Origin of the sequence: Pseudoalteromonas sp. NCCP-2140, assembly GCF_023708065.1 — a bacterium.
In the GTDB taxonomy this organism is placed as follows: domain Bacteria; phylum Pseudomonadota; class Gammaproteobacteria; order Enterobacterales; family Alteromonadaceae; genus Pseudoalteromonas.
On the sequence record NZ_BRCZ01000003.1, the window covers coordinates 227,773 to 246,525 of the forward strand.

19 protein-coding genes and 1 riboswitch are annotated in these 18,753 nt (G+C 40.9%); of the genes, 7 read left to right on the forward strand and 12 right to left on the reverse strand.

Annotated elements, in window-relative coordinates:
* From NFU46_RS07680 to NFU46_RS07690, 3 genes are all read right to left on the reverse strand, one after another.
* Window positions 1-1,677 carry a DUF1566 domain-containing protein gene (locus NFU46_RS07680; RefSeq protein WP_251600982.1) on the reverse strand — a complete coding sequence of 559 codons (1,677 nt, stop codon included), beginning with the start codon at window positions 1,675-1,677 and terminating at the stop codon, window positions 1-3.
* Window positions 1,678-1,760: 83 nt separating this feature from the next.
* Complete coding sequence (locus tag NFU46_RS07685; protein ID WP_054551111.1) at window positions 1,761-2,093, reverse strand: hypothetical protein; 333 nt, start codon at window positions 2,091-2,093, stop codon at window positions 1,761-1,763.
* Between the two features lie 33 nt (window positions 2,094-2,126).
* Window positions 2,127-2,834, reverse strand: a complete 708-nt coding sequence (locus tag NFU46_RS07690) for a DUF2982 domain-containing protein (protein ID WP_251600984.1) — start codon at window positions 2,832-2,834, stop codon at window positions 2,127-2,129.
* A 241-nt stretch (window positions 2,835-3,075) separates the two neighbouring features.
* Between NFU46_RS07690 and NFU46_RS07695 the strand changes: the two genes are divergently transcribed.
* The 3 genes from NFU46_RS07695 to msrA all read left to right on the forward strand — a co-directional run bounded on the left by NFU46_RS07695 (window position 3,076) and on the right by msrA (window position 7,848).
* The gene (locus tag NFU46_RS07695) at window positions 3,076-4,128 is read left to right on the forward strand and encodes an efflux RND transporter periplasmic adaptor subunit (RefSeq protein ID WP_105181361.1); all 1,053 of its coding nucleotides are present in this window, start codon (window positions 3,076-3,078) and stop codon (window positions 4,126-4,128) included.
* Window positions 4,129-4,131: 3 nt separating this feature from the next.
* Window positions 4,132-7,230: an efflux RND transporter permease subunit gene (locus NFU46_RS07700; protein WP_055021553.1), complete on the forward strand. Its 3,099-nt coding sequence runs from the start codon at window positions 4,132-4,134 to the stop codon at window positions 7,228-7,230.
* An 84-nt stretch (window positions 7,231-7,314) separates the two neighbouring features.
* Entirely contained in the window at window positions 7,315-7,848 is a 534-nt protein-coding gene (gene msrA / locus NFU46_RS07705; RefSeq protein ID WP_251600986.1) for a peptide-methionine (S)-S-oxide reductase MsrA, read from the forward strand.
* A gap of 148 nt (window positions 7,849-7,996) precedes the next feature.
* On the opposite strand, the gene NFU46_RS07710 is transcribed toward msrA, so the two are convergent.
* The 3 genes from NFU46_RS07710 to NFU46_RS07720 all read right to left on the reverse strand — a co-directional run bounded on the left by NFU46_RS07710 (window position 7,997) and on the right by NFU46_RS07720 (window position 11,069).
* The gene (locus NFU46_RS07710) at window positions 7,997-9,850 is read right to left on the reverse strand and encodes a TonB-dependent receptor domain-containing protein (RefSeq protein WP_251600988.1); all 1,854 of its coding nucleotides are present in this window, start codon (window positions 9,848-9,850) and stop codon (window positions 7,997-7,999) included.
* A gap of 33 nt (window positions 9,851-9,883) precedes the next feature.
* Window positions 9,884-10,038, reverse strand: a riboswitch (cobalamin riboswitch).
* Window positions 10,039-10,203: 165 nt separating this feature from the next.
* Window positions 10,204-10,443: a hypothetical protein gene (locus NFU46_RS07715; RefSeq protein ID WP_054551105.1), complete on the reverse strand. Its 240-nt coding sequence runs from the start codon at window positions 10,441-10,443 to the stop codon at window positions 10,204-10,206.
* A gap of 143 nt (window positions 10,444-10,586) precedes the next feature.
* Window positions 10,587-11,069 (reverse strand): YajQ family cyclic di-GMP-binding protein, encoded by a 483-nt coding sequence (locus tag NFU46_RS07720; RefSeq protein WP_054551104.1) that lies wholly within the window; start codon window positions 11,067-11,069, stop codon window positions 10,587-10,589.
* A gap of 157 nt (window positions 11,070-11,226) precedes the next feature.
* Here NFU46_RS07720 and NFU46_RS07725 point away from each other — a divergent pair, with 157 nt between their 5' ends.
* Both NFU46_RS07725 and NFU46_RS07730 read left to right on the forward strand, forming a co-directional pair.
* A complete protein-coding gene (locus NFU46_RS07725; RefSeq protein ID WP_055021578.1) occupies window positions 11,227-11,577 on the forward strand; it encodes a VanZ family protein in 351 nt (116 codons plus the stop codon).
* The gene (locus NFU46_RS07730) at window positions 11,570-12,463 is read left to right on the forward strand and encodes a ketopantoate reductase family protein (RefSeq protein ID WP_251600990.1); all 894 of its coding nucleotides are present in this window, start codon (window positions 11,570-11,572) and stop codon (window positions 12,461-12,463) included. Before NFU46_RS07725 ends, NFU46_RS07730 begins: the two co-directional genes overlap by 8 nt.
* Before the next feature lie 94 nt (window positions 12,464-12,557).
* Here the strand turns inward: NFU46_RS07730 and thiI are convergent, their stop codons facing one another.
* Window positions 12,558-14,015 carry a tRNA uracil 4-sulfurtransferase ThiI gene (gene thiI, locus NFU46_RS07735; RefSeq protein ID WP_251600992.1) on the reverse strand — a complete coding sequence of 486 codons (1,458 nt, stop codon included), beginning with the start codon at window positions 14,013-14,015 and terminating at the stop codon, window positions 12,558-12,560.
* A 108-nt stretch (window positions 14,016-14,123) separates the two neighbouring features.
* Window positions 14,124-14,777 carry a TetR/AcrR family transcriptional regulator gene (locus NFU46_RS07740; protein ID WP_251600994.1) on the reverse strand — a complete coding sequence of 218 codons (654 nt, stop codon included), beginning with the start codon at window positions 14,775-14,777 and terminating at the stop codon, window positions 14,124-14,126.
* 217 nt (window positions 14,778-14,994) lie between these two features.
* Here NFU46_RS07740 and coaD point away from each other — a divergent pair, with 217 nt between their 5' ends.
* Complete coding sequence (gene coaD, locus NFU46_RS07745) at window positions 14,995-15,477, forward strand: pantetheine-phosphate adenylyltransferase (RefSeq protein ID WP_058585805.1); 483 nt, start codon at window positions 14,995-14,997, stop codon at window positions 15,475-15,477.
* Window positions 15,474-16,850 (forward strand): capsule assembly Wzi family protein, encoded by a 1,377-nt coding sequence (locus tag NFU46_RS07750; RefSeq protein ID WP_251600996.1) that lies wholly within the window; start codon window positions 15,474-15,476, stop codon window positions 16,848-16,850. The genes coaD and NFU46_RS07750 overlap by 4 nt, the downstream gene beginning before the upstream one ends.
* Before the next feature lie 10 nt (window positions 16,851-16,860).
* Here NFU46_RS07750 and NFU46_RS07755 read toward each other — a convergent pair whose 3' ends face one another.
* The 4 genes from NFU46_RS07755 to NFU46_RS07770 are packed head-to-tail and all read right to left on the reverse strand — an operon-like array spanning window position 16,861 to window position 18,647.
* The gene (locus NFU46_RS07755) at window positions 16,861-17,394 is read right to left on the reverse strand and encodes a hypothetical protein (protein WP_251600998.1); all 534 of its coding nucleotides are present in this window, start codon (window positions 17,392-17,394) and stop codon (window positions 16,861-16,863) included.
* Complete coding sequence (locus NFU46_RS07760) at window positions 17,387-17,893, reverse strand: hypothetical protein (protein WP_251601000.1); 507 nt, start codon at window positions 17,891-17,893, stop codon at window positions 17,387-17,389. The genes NFU46_RS07755 and NFU46_RS07760 overlap by 8 nt, the downstream gene beginning before the upstream one ends.
* Window positions 17,894-17,896: 3 nt before the next feature.
* The gene (locus tag NFU46_RS07765; protein ID WP_105174861.1) at window positions 17,897-18,427 is read right to left on the reverse strand and encodes a hypothetical protein; all 531 of its coding nucleotides are present in this window, start codon (window positions 18,425-18,427) and stop codon (window positions 17,897-17,899) included.
* A 13-nt stretch (window positions 18,428-18,440) separates the two neighbouring features.
* Window positions 18,441-18,647 carry a hypothetical protein gene (locus NFU46_RS07770; RefSeq protein WP_063527393.1) on the reverse strand — a complete coding sequence of 69 codons (207 nt, stop codon included), beginning with the start codon at window positions 18,645-18,647 and terminating at the stop codon, window positions 18,441-18,443.
* Window positions 18,648-18,753 lie beyond the last annotated feature (106 nt).

The window sequence follows — 18,753 nt, forward strand, 5'->3', positions numbered from 1 at the left end:
TTACTCTCCCGGCGTTCTAACTAAGCGTACAAAGGCGGTATTACTTTTTGGATATGCTAAGTCATTAGCACTACTCATATCGATAATATAAGCTTGCGATAAACTCGTACCATCTGCCGCTGTTTGCGAAGTCCAATAAGGCATGAATGAGCTGCTACCGCTGCTTAGCTGAGTATCACTTGGTTGATTAGGGAAGAAATCACTATTAAGTAACGTAGACTCACCTTGCTTGGCATAATCTAATAACCCTAATAATTCGGTGTAAGTTGGCACACGCCAATTTGTACCACCACAAAAATCGTTGCTATTCACATCATTAATGTAAGTTTGCAGGCCACAGTCACTGGTGCTTGGACAAGTAGAGCTCGCAGCCCCTTGCACACTGCCTGTTTGCACACCACTTGAACCATTTAAATACCAGGTATAATGGTTTGTTGCTGCACGATTAGTTGTCGACGGTGGTAATGTTGAACTGGCTTCTTTTACTTCCCAAATCAGGCCTGTCACGTTATCGCGAACACAACTAAAGCTGGTCGCATCATCTGGGAGTTCGTCGGCATATTCGTTCATTTTAGTAAAATCAAACGCTAAGTCGCCCTGACCTACTTTATCTAGTTGGTTTGCGACACTATCACGACCTACATCGGCGTCTTGGCTTGGGAAGTCTTCGCTGTCACAATTAATTTTTTGTGAGTTGTTATAGCAATCACTCATACCTGTATCGTTAATTAAACCCAGCGGTTTTGGGCTAATATCGATAATCACAGTATCTGTGTCGCTGCGTGATTTACTGTCGGTCACGGTAACTTCAAAACTCAGCTCTGAATCGGTATCAACATCAGGGGCTACAAACGTCGTGATACACTGGTTCTGGTTTGCCAAGGTCACGGTTTCGCCTGTTAATTGCTCCCAAAAACATGACTTTGTTGCCGTCACAATTTCACTATTGCTGGCATCAAGGGTAACGGTATCAAACTCGATAACCTGTTGATCTTCGCCCGCATCCGCAATAATTACTTCAACGGTTTTGTTTAAAGTAAACGATGCTTCAGTGCTTGCTGAGCCACCCTCATCATCCGTCACAGTTAAACGCCATGTCATCGCTGTATTTGATTCAAGTAGTGGGTGAGTAAAGCTAATGGTTTGATTGTTGTAGCTGTCAGCCGTTAAATCAGGGCCATCAAGTTGAGTCCACAAGTAACTGTCAACCGAGCCATTTTCATCGATATCAGCAGACTCTTCGCCACTTAATGTGATCACATCATTATATTGTGATGGTAACTCTTCTGGCGCAGTTTGCGTGATCACTGCAACAGGCAGTTGGTTATTGGAAGTAATAAAAATGCTAACCTGATCGGAAACAAGTTGCCCATCGGTTTGATAATTCACTTTTAAAACAAGTTCAGAGTCGAGTTTAATGTCTGGAGCGGTAATGGTTTGTTCAGCACCCTCTGCAGGGAACCCTTCTAGTGCGGGGCCACTGACTCGCTCCCAAGTAAAAGTGCCATCAGCAGGAGAGCCCTTGGCAGAGACAGTAAATTCACTTTTTTCAATAATTTGCTGATCTGAGCCTGCATTAACTGTCGCTGCCACTGGATTCGAATCACTCGAACCGCCACCGCCGCCACAGGCTGTTAATGTCGTTAATGCAACTAGGGTAAGAGGCACTAATCTCATGTTTACCACCTTAAAATGCAAAGTCGGTCATGGCCGACTGCCAAATAAGCTAATAACAAGCAATTAAAGTGCCAGACTCGAGGTTATAAATAACTTTCTTGATGAATACGTACGAAGAGCTTAGTGCCTATCTTACTGTAATCTACTTTGTACTCTCTGCCATCTAAGGCTTGGATAAACAACAAACGTTTTTCTTCTGCAAATACATCTGGGCTTGATACATACACCATTTCTAAGTAGCGCTCTTTGGCTTCACGACGGTTTTTTGGCAGGTCTTCTTTAAACGGCTCTAAACCATTTTGAGTAACTTTAATGCGTGGGTGGTTCTCACCATTCACAACCACTAAGTCGAGTTTTTTATCTTTATGTATAATTGTGTTTCGACCGCTTTTAATAAAAGAACGTTCTTGACTCATAGTCTTATCCTGCTACTTACTGCACCTAACTGCTTACTTTTTCTGTAAGCGAGTCTTAATAAACTCATTAGGGTTCAGTTTCCAACGATTTAAATTTGTACTAAATTGCCAAATATCAACATCAAGAACATTGGCTGGCAATAATAAATCGTATCCTGTTAATTGCCTTAAATGTTGCGTACGATTAGCAAACATGGCAATCAATCCTTTGTAAACCTGACCACTAGGGGCAGTGTAGTCCGTCTCTTCTATTAACCATTCTGATGGGCAATCACCATTTTTGCAATACTTTTGAATGACTTGCATAAATAAATGACGTTGCTCTATTAGTAATCGTCCGGCAATTCTCGGGGAAATCTGAGTTAAAAATTCATCTATGTTATTGAGTTTAATACCAACTGCGTTTAACTCAAGGTATTCTAAGCCCTGTTCCACTTTTGGTATACCACTATGATGAAAATTAGCACGATTTAGCTGCCAATTCCCAACCTTGTGATGATAAATAAGTAAATTCTGAGTAAATGTTAGGCTAAAGTATGGTTCTTGAGTTTTTAAAAAGCCAATAAAAATTGCCGCTATGCAGGTTGTGGCTAAAAAAATCTCAACAATGCTAATTTCACCGGGTCTCAATAAGTTAACTAGCATAATAATGATTAGCCCAATACCACCAACAATTAAAAACTCACTGCCATGGCGGGATGCTTGTGCGCGCACTCTAAGTGCAGGTGGTTTCTTATCCATAAACAGAAAAGTAAAAAATAAACATCACAATTGTGACCAAAACTATCTTTCTAAGCGTTAAACAATAATTACATTTTGGCTCTTTACCCATACTAAAACCTCTCTTTTAGTCACAATAAAGGAACAAATTAGCCGAACTTTTAACTTTTACGCCAAATGCACAAATTTATGAGATACCTGACATACGGGGCACGTACTAATTTTGTACACTACACTCAACTAATTTTCTGGTAACACGATGATGTATTCTACACAATCTGGTAAAGCACTTTTTCCTTTTATTATTACCCTTTTGCTAGGGTTATGTATTTATTTGTATTTACCTTCAAGCCAAGGTGAGCAAAGCAACTTTGGCGACAGAGCAACGCAGGTGACTGCACACACTGTTACAGCCGAAGAAAATGCTGTGCTAATAGAAGCAATTGGTAGTGCTCGTGCTAACCAAGCTATTTATATTCGCAGTGCACAAAACGATTATGTTACCGATATCTTTTTCAATGATGGCGACTTAGTTAGTAAAGGTCAAAAACTGGTTCAATTGCAATCTCAAGAAGAAGAGTTAGCTGTTAAAGAGCTAAGCATTAATTTACGTGAAGAACGCCGTCAACTTGAACGCCTTACTGAGCTATCTCGCTCACAGGCTACGGCTAAATCGTTACTAGAAGAGCAGCTATCTCGCGTTGACGCAACCGAAGCACAACTTGAAAGCGCTAAAACAAAACTTGCCGAAATGACGATTAAAGCACCGTTTTCTGGCTTACTTGGTAAGCGCGAAATTTCAATTGGTACTTATGTTAGCAATACTACAAACATCACCACCCTTGATGATATCAGCATCATTAAAGTCGACTTTAAAGTACCAGAAAAATACCTAGCGCAGTTACAGCTAGGAATGAAAGTAATGACACAAAACGATGCTTACCCAGATAGAACCTTTAACGGTAAAGTGACGCATATTAGCTCGCGTATCGATTCAGTCACTCGTAGCGTTGAAGTGACTGCAAGCTTTATCAATGAAAAAGGCCTGTTACGCCCAGGTATGCTGTTAAATACCGCATTAGAGTTAAGCTCAAACCAAGCGCTTATGGTACCAGAGAAAGCCGTCATTCCTCAGCAAGACAAACACTACGTGTTCCAAATTGAAGATGGCGTTGCTAACAAAGTTGAAGTACATGTGGCTGGTCGTCACAATGGCTGGGTAGCAATTGATAAAGGCCTTGAAAATGGTCAGCAAGTTGTGACTGAAGGCATCATTAAGATCCGTACTGGCAGCAAAGTAAGTATCAAGGGCTAAACCATGAAAATTACTGATACTAGCGTTAAACGCCCGGTCTTTGCGATCGTAATAAACCTGTTGTTACTCACCTTTGGTTTGGTGGCTTTTTCTATGCTACCCCTGCGTGAATACCCAGATATTGAAACACCGATTGTCAGCGTTAGCACCGATTACACTGGTGCCAGCGCAGAGATTATTGAAACTAAAATCACCCAAGTACTCGAAAACCGCATTTCGGGTATCGAAGGCATTAAAAGTATTAACTCATCAAGCCGAAATGGCCGCTCAAATATAACCATTGAGTTTAATATCAGCCGCGATATTGATGCTGCATCAAACGATGTACGTGAACGTGTAGCCCGTGCCCTTGATAGCTTGCCAGAGCAAGTTCGCCCACCAGAGGTCTCTAAATCAAACAGTGATGAAAGCCCAATTGCCTGGTTCGTACTAAACAGTACCACTATGGATTCATTGCAGTTATCTGATTACGCACAGCGCTTTATTGTTGACCGATTAGCGGTTGTTGATGGTGTCTCTAATGTACGCGTTGGTGGCGAGCGTAAATACGCAATGAAAATCTGGTTAAACCGTAAAGCGATGGCAGCACGCGGTATTACCAGTAGCGATATTGAAAACACCTTACGCACTGAAAACGTTGAATTACCTGCCGGTGAAATCGAATCTATCGACCGTGATTTTACAGTACGTACCGCGCGTAGTTATAAAGATCAGCGAGACTTTCGAAACCTAGTAATCAAACGTGGCGATGATGGCTATTTAGTACGTTTAGGTGAAGTGGCTGATGTTCACTTAGAAGCTGCTGACGACGAAAGCTTATTCCGTGGCAATGGCCGTAATATGATTGGTTTAGGTATCGTCAAACAAGCCAAAGCCAATACCCTAACCGTGGTTGATAATGCCCGCGCAGAGCTTGAAAAAATTAAGCGTAACCTGCCAGAAGGCACCACCATTCAAGACAGCTATGACTCATCAATTTTCATCAAAGAGTCTATTGATGAAGTGTATAGAACCCTTGGGATTTCAATGGCGCTAGTTGTCTTGGTTATTTACCTATTTTTAGGCAATATCCGCGCAACCCTAGTACCTGCTGTAACCGTACCAGTGGCGTTAGTAGGCAGCTTTATGTTCTTGCTCGCTATGGGTTACTCAATCAACTTGTTAACTCTTCTGGCACTCGTGCTTGCTATCGGTTTAGTGGTAGATGATGCGATTGTAATGCTTGAGAATATTCATCGTCGTATAGAGTTGGGTGAGCCGCCACTACTTGCTGCGTTCCGTGGTGCCCGTGAAGTTGGCTTTGCGATTATTGCCACTACCCTCGTATTGATTGCGGTGTTCGTGCCACTAGTGTTTATGGATGGCCGTATTGGTGCTCTATTCACAGAATTTGCGATGGCAGTAAGTGCCGCGGTGTTCTTCTCGAGTATTACTGCATTAACCCTTTCTCCGGCGCTTTGTTCTAAAGTATTAAAAGCTTCAGAAAAAGAGAGTAAATTTAGCCAGTGGATGGATAGAACCTTTAACAAAATCGAAAACGCCTATCGTAACTCTCTGGCTTCAAATATGGGCCGTAAGTGGAGCTTACTACTGACTATGATTTTGGCCGGTGTTGCCAGCTTTATGCTGTTTCAAAAAGTGCCTTCAGAGCTTACTCCAAAAGAAGACCGCGGTACTTTCTTTATCATGATGAGTGGCCCAGAGGGCGCAAGTTATGAAAATAACGCTGCAAACATGGCTAAAATTGAAGAACGTTTAATGCCTTACTCTGAGTCTGGTGAATTGAGCCGAGTGCTTGTTCGTGTACCTGGATGGGGCGGCCAAGGTGGTGTTGCTATCATCGGTATGGCCGACTGGGATAAGCGTAAGCGCTCGACCTGGGAAGTAATGGATGAAATCAGCGGTAAAATGACTGAAGTGACCGATGTGCGTGCGTTTGCCATTATGCGCCGTGGTATTGGTGGCGGTGGTTCATCTCGCCCGATTGAATTTGTACTGCAAGGTAACGATTACGACCAGCTAGCCGATTGGCGAGACCGTATTATCAAACGTGCTGAGAAAAACCCGGGCTTGGTAAGAATCGATCATGATTATAAAGAAACATTCCCGCAGTTTTTAATCAACATTGATAAAAACAAAGCCGCTGATTTAGGGGTTTCTGTATCGGATGTGGGCCGCACACTCGAAACCATGTTAGGGCAACGCCGCGTAACAACCTTTATCGATCGTGGTGAAGAATACGATGTGATTTTAAAAGGCACCAAAGAAGACTTTGCTAACCCAACTGATATCTCAAATATCTATTTAAAATCACGTAGTGGCGAATTAGTACCGCTTGATAGCTTAATTAGCTTAAAAGAAGAAGCCACTGCATCGCGTTTAAACCGTTATAACCGTATGCGCGCAATTACGTTAAGTGCGAACTTAGCAGATGGTTATACCCTAGAAGAAGCGCTTAACTTTTTAAATCAAGTGGCAGCGGAAGAAAACGACATCGACGGTGCAATCGACTACAAGGGTGAATCGCAGCTGTTCTATGAAGGTGCATCGGCAATGACCTATGTATTCATACTAGCACTGACTGTGACCTTCTTAGTACTTGCAGCCCAGTTTGAAAGCTTTATTCACCCATTTGTGATCATGCTTACTGTACCACTTGGTTTAGTGGGTGCGTTATTTGGCTTGTGGTACACCGGGCTTACTCTGAATATTTACAGCCAAATTGGTATCGTAATGCTGATAGGTTTAAGTGCGAAAAACGGTATCTTGATTGTTGAGTTTGCAAACCAGCTGCGCGATAAAGGCGTTGAGTTTAACGAAGCGATTAGCCAAGCTGCGACACAACGTTTACGCCCAATTATTATGACCTCACTAACCACAGTGATGAGCTCGGTACCACTAGTTCTTGCAAGTGGCCCAGGTGCAGAAAGTCGCATGGTAATTGGTGTGGTGGTATTTACAGGTGTTATTGTTGCAACCTTACTAACCTTGTTCGTAGTACCTGCAGCATACAGCGCACTTGCCCGAAATACCCAGTCGCCTGAGTACTTGCAGAGCAAGTTAGAACAACAAGCAAAAGACAAGCCGTTAGAAGAAATTTAAACAAGCTTGAGCTTTAACAAAACGCCGTCTTTACGGCGTTTTGTTTTTTCGGCTATAGTCAGCAAAACGGTAAGGGAGTGAAATATGGATAACAACATACTAATAGCCACTTTTGGCGGCGGCTGCTTTTGGTGTATTGATGCCGCATTTAGACGCGTAAAAGGCGTGCTTAATGTCAGCTCTGGCTATGCCGGCGGTGAGATTGAAAACCCAAGTTATCAGCAAATTTGTACTGGCTTAACGGGTCACGCTGAAGTTGTTCAGCTCGATTTTGACAGCAGTATTGTAAGCTATAACACCCTACTTGAAATGTTCTTCACTTTACACGATGCCACACAGTTAAACCGCCAAGGTAATGATGTCGGCACCCAGTATCGAAGTGTTATTTACTATCATGATGAAAAGCAAAAAGCAGAATCTCAAGCCATGATTGATGCTTTACAAAAGCAAATTCGTGAGCCGATAGTCACCGAGCTTAGCCCGCTTACAAACTTTTACCCTGCAGAGCAGTACCATCAAGACTATTACAATGAAAACCCAAACCAAGGTTATTGCAGTATTCTGATTGCCCCTAAGCTTGCAAAGTTCGAACAGTATTACGCAGATAAACTAAAATGAAAAAAGCCCGCTAAGTAGGTAGCGAGCTTTTAGACGCAGAACTAATAATAACGCTGAGCTTGTTTTAACTTAAGACTAATGACATCAACGGGCAAATTAATGTCAATTACTCGCTTTAAGCAAACAGCTCAACTGACCTTAGTGGTTATTAGAACTGATAACGGGCACCTACAAACAGGCGACGCTCAGCCGTGTTGTAGTAATAAAATTCGTCGTTGATGTAATCACCATCTAGGTCTGTACCATAGGCATCAACGGCGTTATACTCTTTATCGAATAGGTTTTCTACACGTAGTGACACAGTTAAGTTGTCAGTCGCTTGGTAGTGACCAACTAAATTCCATAATGTATACGAAGGTAAGTGCGTTAACTTGCCATCACGATCACCACGGTATTGCATATCGATACCGACATCAAAATCACCCCATGCTTTGTTTAATGACCAATTCACACTGTGATTTGACACATAGGTTAGTGACTGACCTGTCTCAGTATCTTCCGCTGAAAGGTAGGTAAAGTTAAAGCTGTGATCAAAGCCAAACACTTGGTTTTTAAAGCTAAACTCAACACCTTCGTGGCGAGCTTCGTTTATATTGGTTGGGATCCACTGCCCTGATGCATTTGGTGCCCAAGCGATTTTGTTGTCGATTTCACTGCGGAAAATCGCAATATCAAGGCTGATATCATTCACATTGAGTGATAAGCCAAGCTCTTGGTTATCTGATGTTTCAGGGTTTAACTCTGGGTTACCTGAGCCTGGGTAGTATAAGTCATTAAATGTTGGAGATTTAAAACCCGTACTTTGACTTACGCGGAATGTAGCAATGTCATTTAAGTGATAGCCAATAGCTGCGGTGTAAGTTGTTTCATCACCAAACTGTTGATCATCATCTTGGCGAACGGTTAGGTTTGCCAGCACTTGCTCGTCGTCATAATAAGCACCAACAAACGCAGCGAATACTTCACGGCTGTCTTTTAAGTAAGTACCTGAGTTAGTGTTCACTTCATCTTTATACCAATTCAAACCGCCACTAAGAGTCAGAGCTTGATTGAAAAAGTATTGGCCATTGTAATCGATTTGCTCACGCTCAGTTTCAAACTTATCGACCACCGTTGCGCCTGTGTAATCAATACGTGAGTCATCTGAACTATCACTTGATATGGCAATATCAATGGCATGACTGTGTTTTTCGAAAGCTTTTTTCCAACCTAGTGAAGCTTGGTAGTTTTCGAACTCGCCTTTTTCTACAGTGCTGTCTGCAGGGCTATAAGCGCTATCGTATTTTGCTTCGCCTTCTGAGTATTGTGCTTGCGCTAAAAACTCACCTAACTGCTCATTTTGATAACCTAGGTTAAAGCCAAGGTTTCTGTTCTCGTAGCCGTCTTCATCTGGCGCTAAGCCTTGCAGAACATCAAATCCATCTGTTTTTTCATAACCGGCATTAACGGCAACATCAACACCCGCAAACTGACCACCTGTCGCTACTTGGTACTCTTGGTAAGAGTCTGAGCCAAAAGTAACATCTAGGGTCGTGTTTTGTGCTTTACGGGTAATGATATTAATCACACCAGCTAGCGCATCAGAACCATATACAGCAGCACGTGAGCCTTTAATTACTTCAACACGCTCAATACTGTTTAAAGGAATATTGCTAATACTTTTATAGCCAAGTGTTGCAGAGCCGGTGCGTACACCATCAATTAAAATTAGCGTATGACGAGAACTTGCACCACGTAATGAAACTCCTGAGCTTTGCCCAAAACCACCATTGGCATTAATTTGAAAGCCTGCTTGGGTGGCCAGTAAGCTTGGTAAGTCACGAACATAGCTTGCTTCAATATCAGCACGGTCTATAACAGTAACGCTGGCTAATACATCATTAATTGATTGTTCGAATTTATTGGCAGTAACTGTGATATGCTCGATCGATTGCTCGTCAGCAGATACAGAAAAAGACAACGCAGCAGCAACCGCTACGCCTAACGCAGATTTATTTAGCATGATATCCCCTAGCCTGTGCCCACCGCACACGCGAATAGTAAGTTACTTCAAGGCCGGTCTCCGGACTCTGTACATGCATGGCATATACATTACCGTTGCGGGGGCAGTGTTGGCATTGTTTTCTCCCTGAAAACGCACCGACTTCCCGATTATCTTGCGACTATTTCACCCTTTGAAATAAAACGTATCAGAAGATACAGCAAGCACCTCGAAAATAGGCCGTTATTGTGATGATTTTGGGGAAGAAAATCAATGGACGGCTATACTGCTAAAATGAAATTTTAAGCTTTAAGCTGTAAGCCGAAAGTAAAAAAGCCAATCAGCATGGCTGATTGGCTTTTTTAAAACAATGATTACCAGAAATACTCATGAGGTTTCGAGTTTCCTAACGGAAAAACAATTCCTTCTGGGTCAGCACCATTCAGCACAAGCTTACAAAGAGCTTTATTTAAACGTCTTCTTGGCTTGGTCATCGTCATTTTCACCCACCAACTTGGTGTTTGTTGGTAAAAATAAGTACTGTGTGGGCCTGTGTATTTTCTGTTTATTTTACCGTGTTTATTACGGTCTATTGCTTTGTTTTTTACTGACATAAATATCCTCTAGCTGAAAATAGCTAGAAGATATCTTTTTCTCTGTAACCTAATATTTGTCTCAAAATACGCTCCTTGTAAAGTTCAGAAACTTGTAGGCTTATAGCTTAAAACTTACAGCTTAAAGCTAAAAACATAGAGTATTAATCGCGGAAGTTTTTGAACTGGAAAGGTTGACCTAAATCAGCAGTACGAACAACTTGCATTGCTTCTTGTAAATCATCACGCTTTTTACCAGTTACACGTAATTCTTCACCTTGAATAGCAGCTTGTACTTTGATCTTTGAGTCTTTGATTAGCTTAACGATTTTCTTCGCTACGTCTTTTTCGATACCTTGCTTAAGAGCAACGTCACGCATTACGTATTTACCGCTACGCGACTCATCTTTAAGCTCAAGGCTAGATACATCTAAGCCACGCTTTGAAATTTTCGCAGCAAGAATGTCAAAAAGTTGCATAACTTGTTGTGGTGCTTCTGCTTTTAACTTAATTACTTTATCACTTAGTTCGATTGATGCATCAACACCACGAAAATCAAAACGCGTCTCTAGTTCACGCTTCGCATTATCTACTGCATTCTGCGCTTCGTTCATTTCTACTTCAGAAACAATATCAAATGAAGGCATGGGGTTCTCCTAACATAGTCTTTTTTAAATTCATTTATGGTTGGCAATTATAACGCTTATTTGTCGATTCTTTCTATTTTTATCCAACTTGTTCAGGTGCGATGCAAAAATTGTTTGATATACTGGCCATTCAATTTCGGCATTTTTAGGGTTTATTGTGACAAGGCGTGTTTACCAAGTTATCTTTTTAGCCAGCATTATTGGCTTTACAATTTTATTTGCCAAAGAAATTAAAGGGGTGAGCAACCTCTTTCCACACGTAGATAAAGTGGCGCATTTTGGTATTTTCTTTGTACTGGCCATGGTGATGGACAAAGCCTTTAAATTGCCACTTATGGTGCAAATTTTACTGTTAGCCGGATATGGTGCAGCCATAGAGTTTATGCAAGATATGCTGCCTTACCGTCAAGCTTCGGTTGGGGATTTTGTCGCTGATTTTATCGGTGCAGTTAGCTACTTTATCATAAAACTTGGATTTCATTTAGGTAGTAAACAACGTAATGGCTAACATTTTAATTGTTGGCGACGGTGCAATTGGCTTGTTGTTTAGCCATTTTTTATCTGCACAGCATGACATTACATTGCTGACCCGTAAACCGACCCAGACCACGCGTTTTTATCAAGCGAGTAATGGTAAATCACACCCAATTAAAGCTCGCCTTATTCACCACAAAGAGCTAAGCCAATCCGCCCCCTTTGACTTGGTGTTAATAACAGTAAAAGCATTTCAGGTGCAAACTTCCTTTGGACAAGTAAAACCTTACCTCAGTAAAACATGCCAAATCGTTCTTTCTCACAACGGCATGGGGAATGTCGATGAGCTCAATGCCCAGCTTTTAAACACGCAAGGGTTAGCGTTTTTAACAACGCGTTTAGCTGGTTTTAAAACAACACCTTATAGTGTGAGCCATACAGGTAATGGCGAAAGTGTGCTAGGTGCATGTAATGCGGCTGCAAGCGAAAACCTCGGTGAGCTTAAGCAGCAGTTTAGTTACTTACCACACTTTTCTGTGAGCGATGATATTCACTCATTGCGATGGCAAAAACTGTTAGTGAATATTGCAATTAACCCGTTAACAGCGATTCATAATGTAAAAAATGGCCAGCTACGTGCACCGCAATTTAGCACGCGCATAATCAATTTACTTAGTGAAGCGTGCCTGGTAGCCAATAAACAAGGGGTTAAAGTAAAACTCAGCGAGGCGCTGGATCAAGCCTATTCTGTGATGACAGCCACCGCTGAAAACTTTTCTTCTATGCAGCAAGACATCAGCCATAATCGAGAATCTGAAATTGATGCAATTTGTGGTTATGTGTGCGAGCAAGGTGCTAAGTTAGGGGTAAAAACTCCCTATAATCAGGCCATGCTGAGCATGGTAAAAATAAAAAGTTAATTAGCTGCTAGTTACTAGGGGAAAGAGTAAAGTTTCTCGTAATTATTTCAGGCATTAAAAAAGCGCGAACATGTCGCGCTTTTCTCACTATCCCTTACGGGCGATACACTTTTACGTTGCTAAAGCCTTCTTCGTGCAAGATCAGCGCTTGTAATTGGCTCATCACACCTTTAGCACAATATAAGTAATATTCTTTATCTTTTGGTAAGTCGCCAAATTTAGTCGCTAAGCGGAAGAAAGGTAAATGTACAACTTCAATACCTTCAAGCTCTAATGGGTTTGCATCTTCTTCTTCAGGTGAGCGAATATCAACAACAACCGACCCTTCAGGTAAATCAGATACAGACTCAGCCTCTTTCACTTCTTCTTTTGCTTCGGTGTCGATATCGCGAATATCCATCACACGCGCATTTTCAACAACTGTATTTAGCACGTCGAAGTCAAACTTAGCTTCTTCGGCAAGAATAGTTTTGATTTTCGCTTTAACCGTTGGCTTTTTAGAAATTACGCCACAGTATTCAGGCATGCTTTCTGCCATCTCAGCCGTGCCGATTTGACGCGCAATATTGATAATATCTTGCTTGTCGTGTTGGATTAACGGGCGAATGATTAAAGTTTCCGTCACACGGTCAATCACACTCAGATTAGCCAGTGTTTGGCTTGATACCTGGCCAATACTTTCACCTGTTACCAGTGCTTGTACACCTAGTTTTTCTGCAACTTGGCTACCGGCACGCATCATCATTCGCTTAAGCACAACACCCATTTGGCTGTTTTCAACGTTCTCTAAGATTTCTGCTACAACAGGTTCAAAATCAACAGTAACAAACTTCACTTTATGAGTAGAGCTAAACTGTTTCCAGATATAATAACTCGCCTGCTTAACACCAATTTCGTGCGCAGCACCACCTAAGTTAAAGAACAAGAAGTGAGTACGCGCACCTTTACGGATCATTTGATAGCTGGCAACACCAGAGTCGAAGCCACCCGACATAAGCGACAATACATCTTCTTGTGTAGGCAGCGGGAAGCCCGCCATACCTAAGTGAGTTTGAGTAACGATGTATGCTTTATCATCACGCACTTCTAAGCGAACAGTTACTTCAGGGTGAGATAATTTAACGCGCGCACCTTCAACATGCTGGTTTAAACCACCACCTACGTAGCGCTCTACATCGCTCGATGTGAAATCATGCTTACCAGAACGCTTACAACGTACACAGAAGGTTTTGCCCGCAATCGTATGGCCAATTAGCTCAAGTGCTTTTTGATAAATATCGTCGATTGAGTCGAAGTCTGTTTCTGTTACTTCAATAAACTGTACGATACCTGGAATGCGTTTTAAGCCATCGATAATATCTAAGCGAACTTGCTCAGATTCTAGCAAGCTAACAACAGAGATATTATCCCAGTTGTTTCTTACCTGAACTTTTTCGTCAACACGACGCAAAACGATCTTAATGTTATTTTCTAATAACTTGGTAAAACGCTTACGAACAGATTTACTCTTGATCGCGATTTCAGGGTGTAATTTGACGATAAATTTAAGCATAGTTCACTCTTAGACTGTGGATTTCACACGCCCTAAGGTATAGCAACCTCAAGGGCGCGCGATTATAACAAAAATTATAGCGTCTAGGAAATAAACTGCTTTGCGGGATTATTGTTCGCTTTGCTCTGTTTCAGCAAGGGCTAAATACTTAGCTCTTAATTGGTTAACTTGCTCTAGGTGTTGCTCAGTGCAATGAGCTTTTAATAGTAGTAATACTTTTAAAATACCATTGTAAATATCAGCTCTGGCAAGTTCACGACTTAAGCGGCGAGCTTTGATGTAAGGCGTCCAAAAGCTTACGGTCATTTTAAGCATATGCGCAAGTTCTGTGACATCTTCATCTTCAATGCAAATAACACCGCTTTCACGCAATGCAAACAGTACATCTTTTACTTGCTCTAAAAGCTCAGCTTGAAACGCAATGTAACCTTTTTTCAGCTCTTCATCACGAGATAAAATATCGCCTAAATTGTCGTAGAAAAACTGAAAACGCCACATTAATTCAAACAGTGAATCTAGATAACCCGCCAGGTTTTCTAACGCATCATCGTCAGGAGCCAGTGGCTTAAAGTGAGTGTGTAAATGTTCACTATACAAAGCAAATATGTGGCGAATAATATCTTCTTTATTTTTAAAGTGATAATACAAGTTACCTGGACTTATCCCCATGTGCGAAGCAATATGGTTGGTTGTTATGGCACGCTCACCATGGCGATTAAATAACTCGATGCTGGTGTGTATGATCTTGTCCTTTGTGCTCATAGACTATTTACTCTGTTTTTTATGATTATTACGGTCCCCAGCCGAGCAGTATAAACAAATGCGCGACAATTAAATACTACCTTGAAAAATATTAACCTCAATCGGCTTAGTACCTTATATAGGTGAAGGCTCCTAATCCAATACGCGTATTTTCTAAGCTGCATCGTCGAGAAAACACTGTTAATATAGCAGGCAAATTTATAAATCGCTGATAGTTATGAACGTTACTGCAATCTATCCGGGCACTTTCGACCCACTTACAAATGGCCATACAGACTTAATTCATCGCGCGGCAAAAATGTTCGATAAAGTAATTGTTGCCATTGCGCATAACCCAAGTAAACAACCCTGCTTTACCCTTGATGAGCGCGTTGAGCTTGCTAATAAAATTTTGGCGCATCTTGATAACGTGAATGTAATTGGTTTTTCAGGCTTATTAGCTGATTTAGCTCGCGACCATAATGCCGAAGTGCTTATTCGTGGTATTCGTGCGGTATCTGACTTCGACTATGAATTTCAGTTAGCGAATATGAATCGTCGCCTGAATCCAGATTTAGAAAGTGTATTTTTAACACCAGCAGAAAAAAATTCATTTATTTCATCGACTCTCGTCAAAGAAGTCGCACGCCACAATGGCGATGTGAGCGAGTTTGTTGACCCTATTGTAGCTAAAGCCTTACAGGATAAAATTCACGGATGAAATTAAAAAAGTTCATTAGCTTAACTGCATTACTAATGATATCTGCACCAAGTGTTGCTGGGCCATGGATAGAAAGTGACGACCCTTTACTTCGCGCTTCAATCGAAATGCTATTTAACCAAGGCATTATTAAACAGCCTATTAATAGCTACCCATTAATGTGGCAAGGTATCGCACGCGACCTAGACGTTGCCAATACCAGCCAACTAGATGAACGAGGCTTATTTGCCTACCAGCATGTTAAGCATGCCCTTGATAATGCTAAACAAAGAACCAGCTCAGGTATTCGCCTAAACTACAACAACGAACCACTCACTCAGCAAGGGTTTGGTAAACGCCACCAGCAAGAAAGCGGTGTAAATAGTTATGGTTCAATCACAGGGAAACGTGTTAGCGCTAAAGTCAGTGTAAATTACGCCGATGACGCCCTTGATAAGCAGCATGTTACTTACCAAGATAGCTATTTAGCCGTACTCCTGGGTAATTGGTCAATCAGTGCAGAGCAAGTTAGCCATTGGTGGGGGCCAAGTAACGATAACGCCCTACTACTATCAAATAATGCGTCGCCAATGAAGGGCGTGCGCTTTACCAGAGCAAATACACAATATGTAGGCCCAAGTTGGTTGTCGTTTATCGGTAACTGGCAGTTAACAGGTATTTACGCCAAACAAAAACCATATCTAAATAGCTCAGATGACGGTGACTTTTGGGCGCTCCGATTTGCAAGCACCCCATTAACAGGCCTTGAAATAGCAATTAACAGTGCAGGTTCTGATTATTTAACTAACCTAGAAATTGACCCAGTTACACTTGAAAGCAATGAATCAACACATCGTTTAACTAGTTTAGATGTTAAGTACTCAACCACTTTAGCGGCGCAACCAATGGCATTTTATGCTGAAGTGATGGGTCGAAATGAAAGTGGCTTAGCACCAAGCGATCCATTTTATACGCTGGGTGTTGAAAGCTATTTTGGCTCGAAAGAGAGCCTACTAAAAAGTTACTTTGAATACTCAAATACAGAGCAAACTTGTGAGCAAATTAGCGATTGCGTATATGGCTCTGGTAGCTATACACAACGCTCGCGCTTAATTGGCAGCTCAACACCGCAACAAAGTAAATCTGCTATCCTTGGCGCCTATTACCACACTCTAAATGGTTATGGTGGCCATGCTAAGCTTCGTTGGATTGAAAGCGCAACCACACACGCTGAGCTCGCATCAGATATGAGTCAGCTGCAGTTAGAACTCGGTTATCAGCAATCTGTGTTTAACGGCCTGTGGAAAGTGACAGGACTTGTTTCAAAAGATGAAATAGGTGATGAGTCAGAAACAAACACAGCCCTTAGAACTAGCTGGGAATATCGTTTCTAACCAATTGGGGTCAAGCTAGTTCAGCTTGACCTCGAACTTTCCTGTATAGTTTCACAAGCCCTAAAAAGTCTTTATTACTGAAAAGTGCGATGAGCATCATTGCATCCACAATATTGACAGTAACCGTATAAAATCCCCATAACCACCACTCTTCTGTATTCTCGAGTATATTAATATCTATATACATACTGATAAAAAGAGAACTGTTAATTAATAAACCTAATATTACATAGAGTTTTGCAGGATAACTATTGATCGATTTACCCTTAGTAATCAAAAATATTGCAGCTATACAAGTTAGATCTAGGGTGGTCCAAACTACATATGCTGTTGCATAGCTCATCGACTCAATCTGAAAAGTAGCGGAGGTTAGTGGATCTGAGGCTAAATAAGACAAAAACATTGTTAGCGAAATCCACATTAAAGTTTTATCACCATTGGGAACTATTGACTTACTAACCATGTTATATAGGAAAGCCATCAGAAAACCCCACATAATAAATGTTGCTAGATAAGCACTTACATACTTATGAAACTCAGCCAAAACTTTTTACCTTTTCTTTTGAAAAATCCATACTTACTAAACGATGAAGCTTTAGATAATCCTTATTAAAAAGCAGTACGAGAATCATAATTACATCAATGGTATTTACGCCAAATGAGTACAACGTCCAAAGAAACCACTCTGACTTGTTTTCGTATATAAAAATATCGATGTATATCGATAACATTAGAATGGAATTGAGAGTGAGTCCGAAGAGGATATATGTTGTTCCATAAAAGTTAGCTACCTTAGCAAAATACATCCAAGCCAAGATTACAAAAATCGTTAATAAGTCAAAATACAACCAATTCAAATAGCTATAGATGGAAAGCTTAACAAAGCCACTAATGAAGTATGAAACCATCATAATAAAAGATAAAACAAGAACTCGACTATCTGTTTTATTGATATTAATAGCTAAGTTAAATAAGAAGGCCATCAAAAAGCCCCACTCTATGAAGGCCCCTAATAAGTCCCCCAAAAAAGCATCTATATACATAATTTAAGCTTGAGGGTGGGCAACTTTCTGTTTAAATAAGCTTGAAAGGTATGACTTAAGTTTGACTAAACCTAAGAAGTCTCTATCGACAATTAGTGCTACTATCATCACAAAATCTGCGATGTTTACACCAAAAGAGTATATATCCCAAAGAAGCCAAGGCTCTTTTGTGTATTTGATATAGATGTCATAGTAGATAGCAAGAAACAATACTGTATTGACCAACAGCCCTGCAGAAACATAATAAAATGCAGTTGGTTTATGATCTTTTACAAACTTAGCAAAAAAGAGAATCAAAGAGAGGGTGACTAAATCCCAAACAGCCCAGTGGAGGTATGTTTCAGTTGTCGAGAACCAAGAAAAGAAAGAATCACTTGAAAAGTAAGATACAAACATTATGAAAGAAGAAAATAATAAAATGAGATTTTTCTTCGGAGTAGCTGTATATAAAAAGATATTAAAGAAAAAAGCCATCATGAAGCCCCAAACCACTAGGGCTCCTAATGATAAACCGAAATGATCTGTCAAAAACATCGACTATCCATTTTTATTGTGGTCTCTTATCTGGATCAATGATGATACCACCGCCACGTTGAATCTCTGCACCACCTGATAAAGACAGCGCTTCACTTGATAAAGTTACTGTATCAGATTGCAGGGTTTTATTACTAGTAGTTTGTTCCAAAGCAGGCTTTGTTTGTTGCATTTGGCTGTATGCTTGCATTTGCAATTGGCTATTGTTTGAAATTTGCATAAGTTAATTCCTTTAAGTTAATTGTTTTTTCAGTACAGCTTACAATAGCTTGCAAGCTGAGTTAAGCGTTCTCATTTTTTTGACGCTTTTTTGTACTTCATCGCGA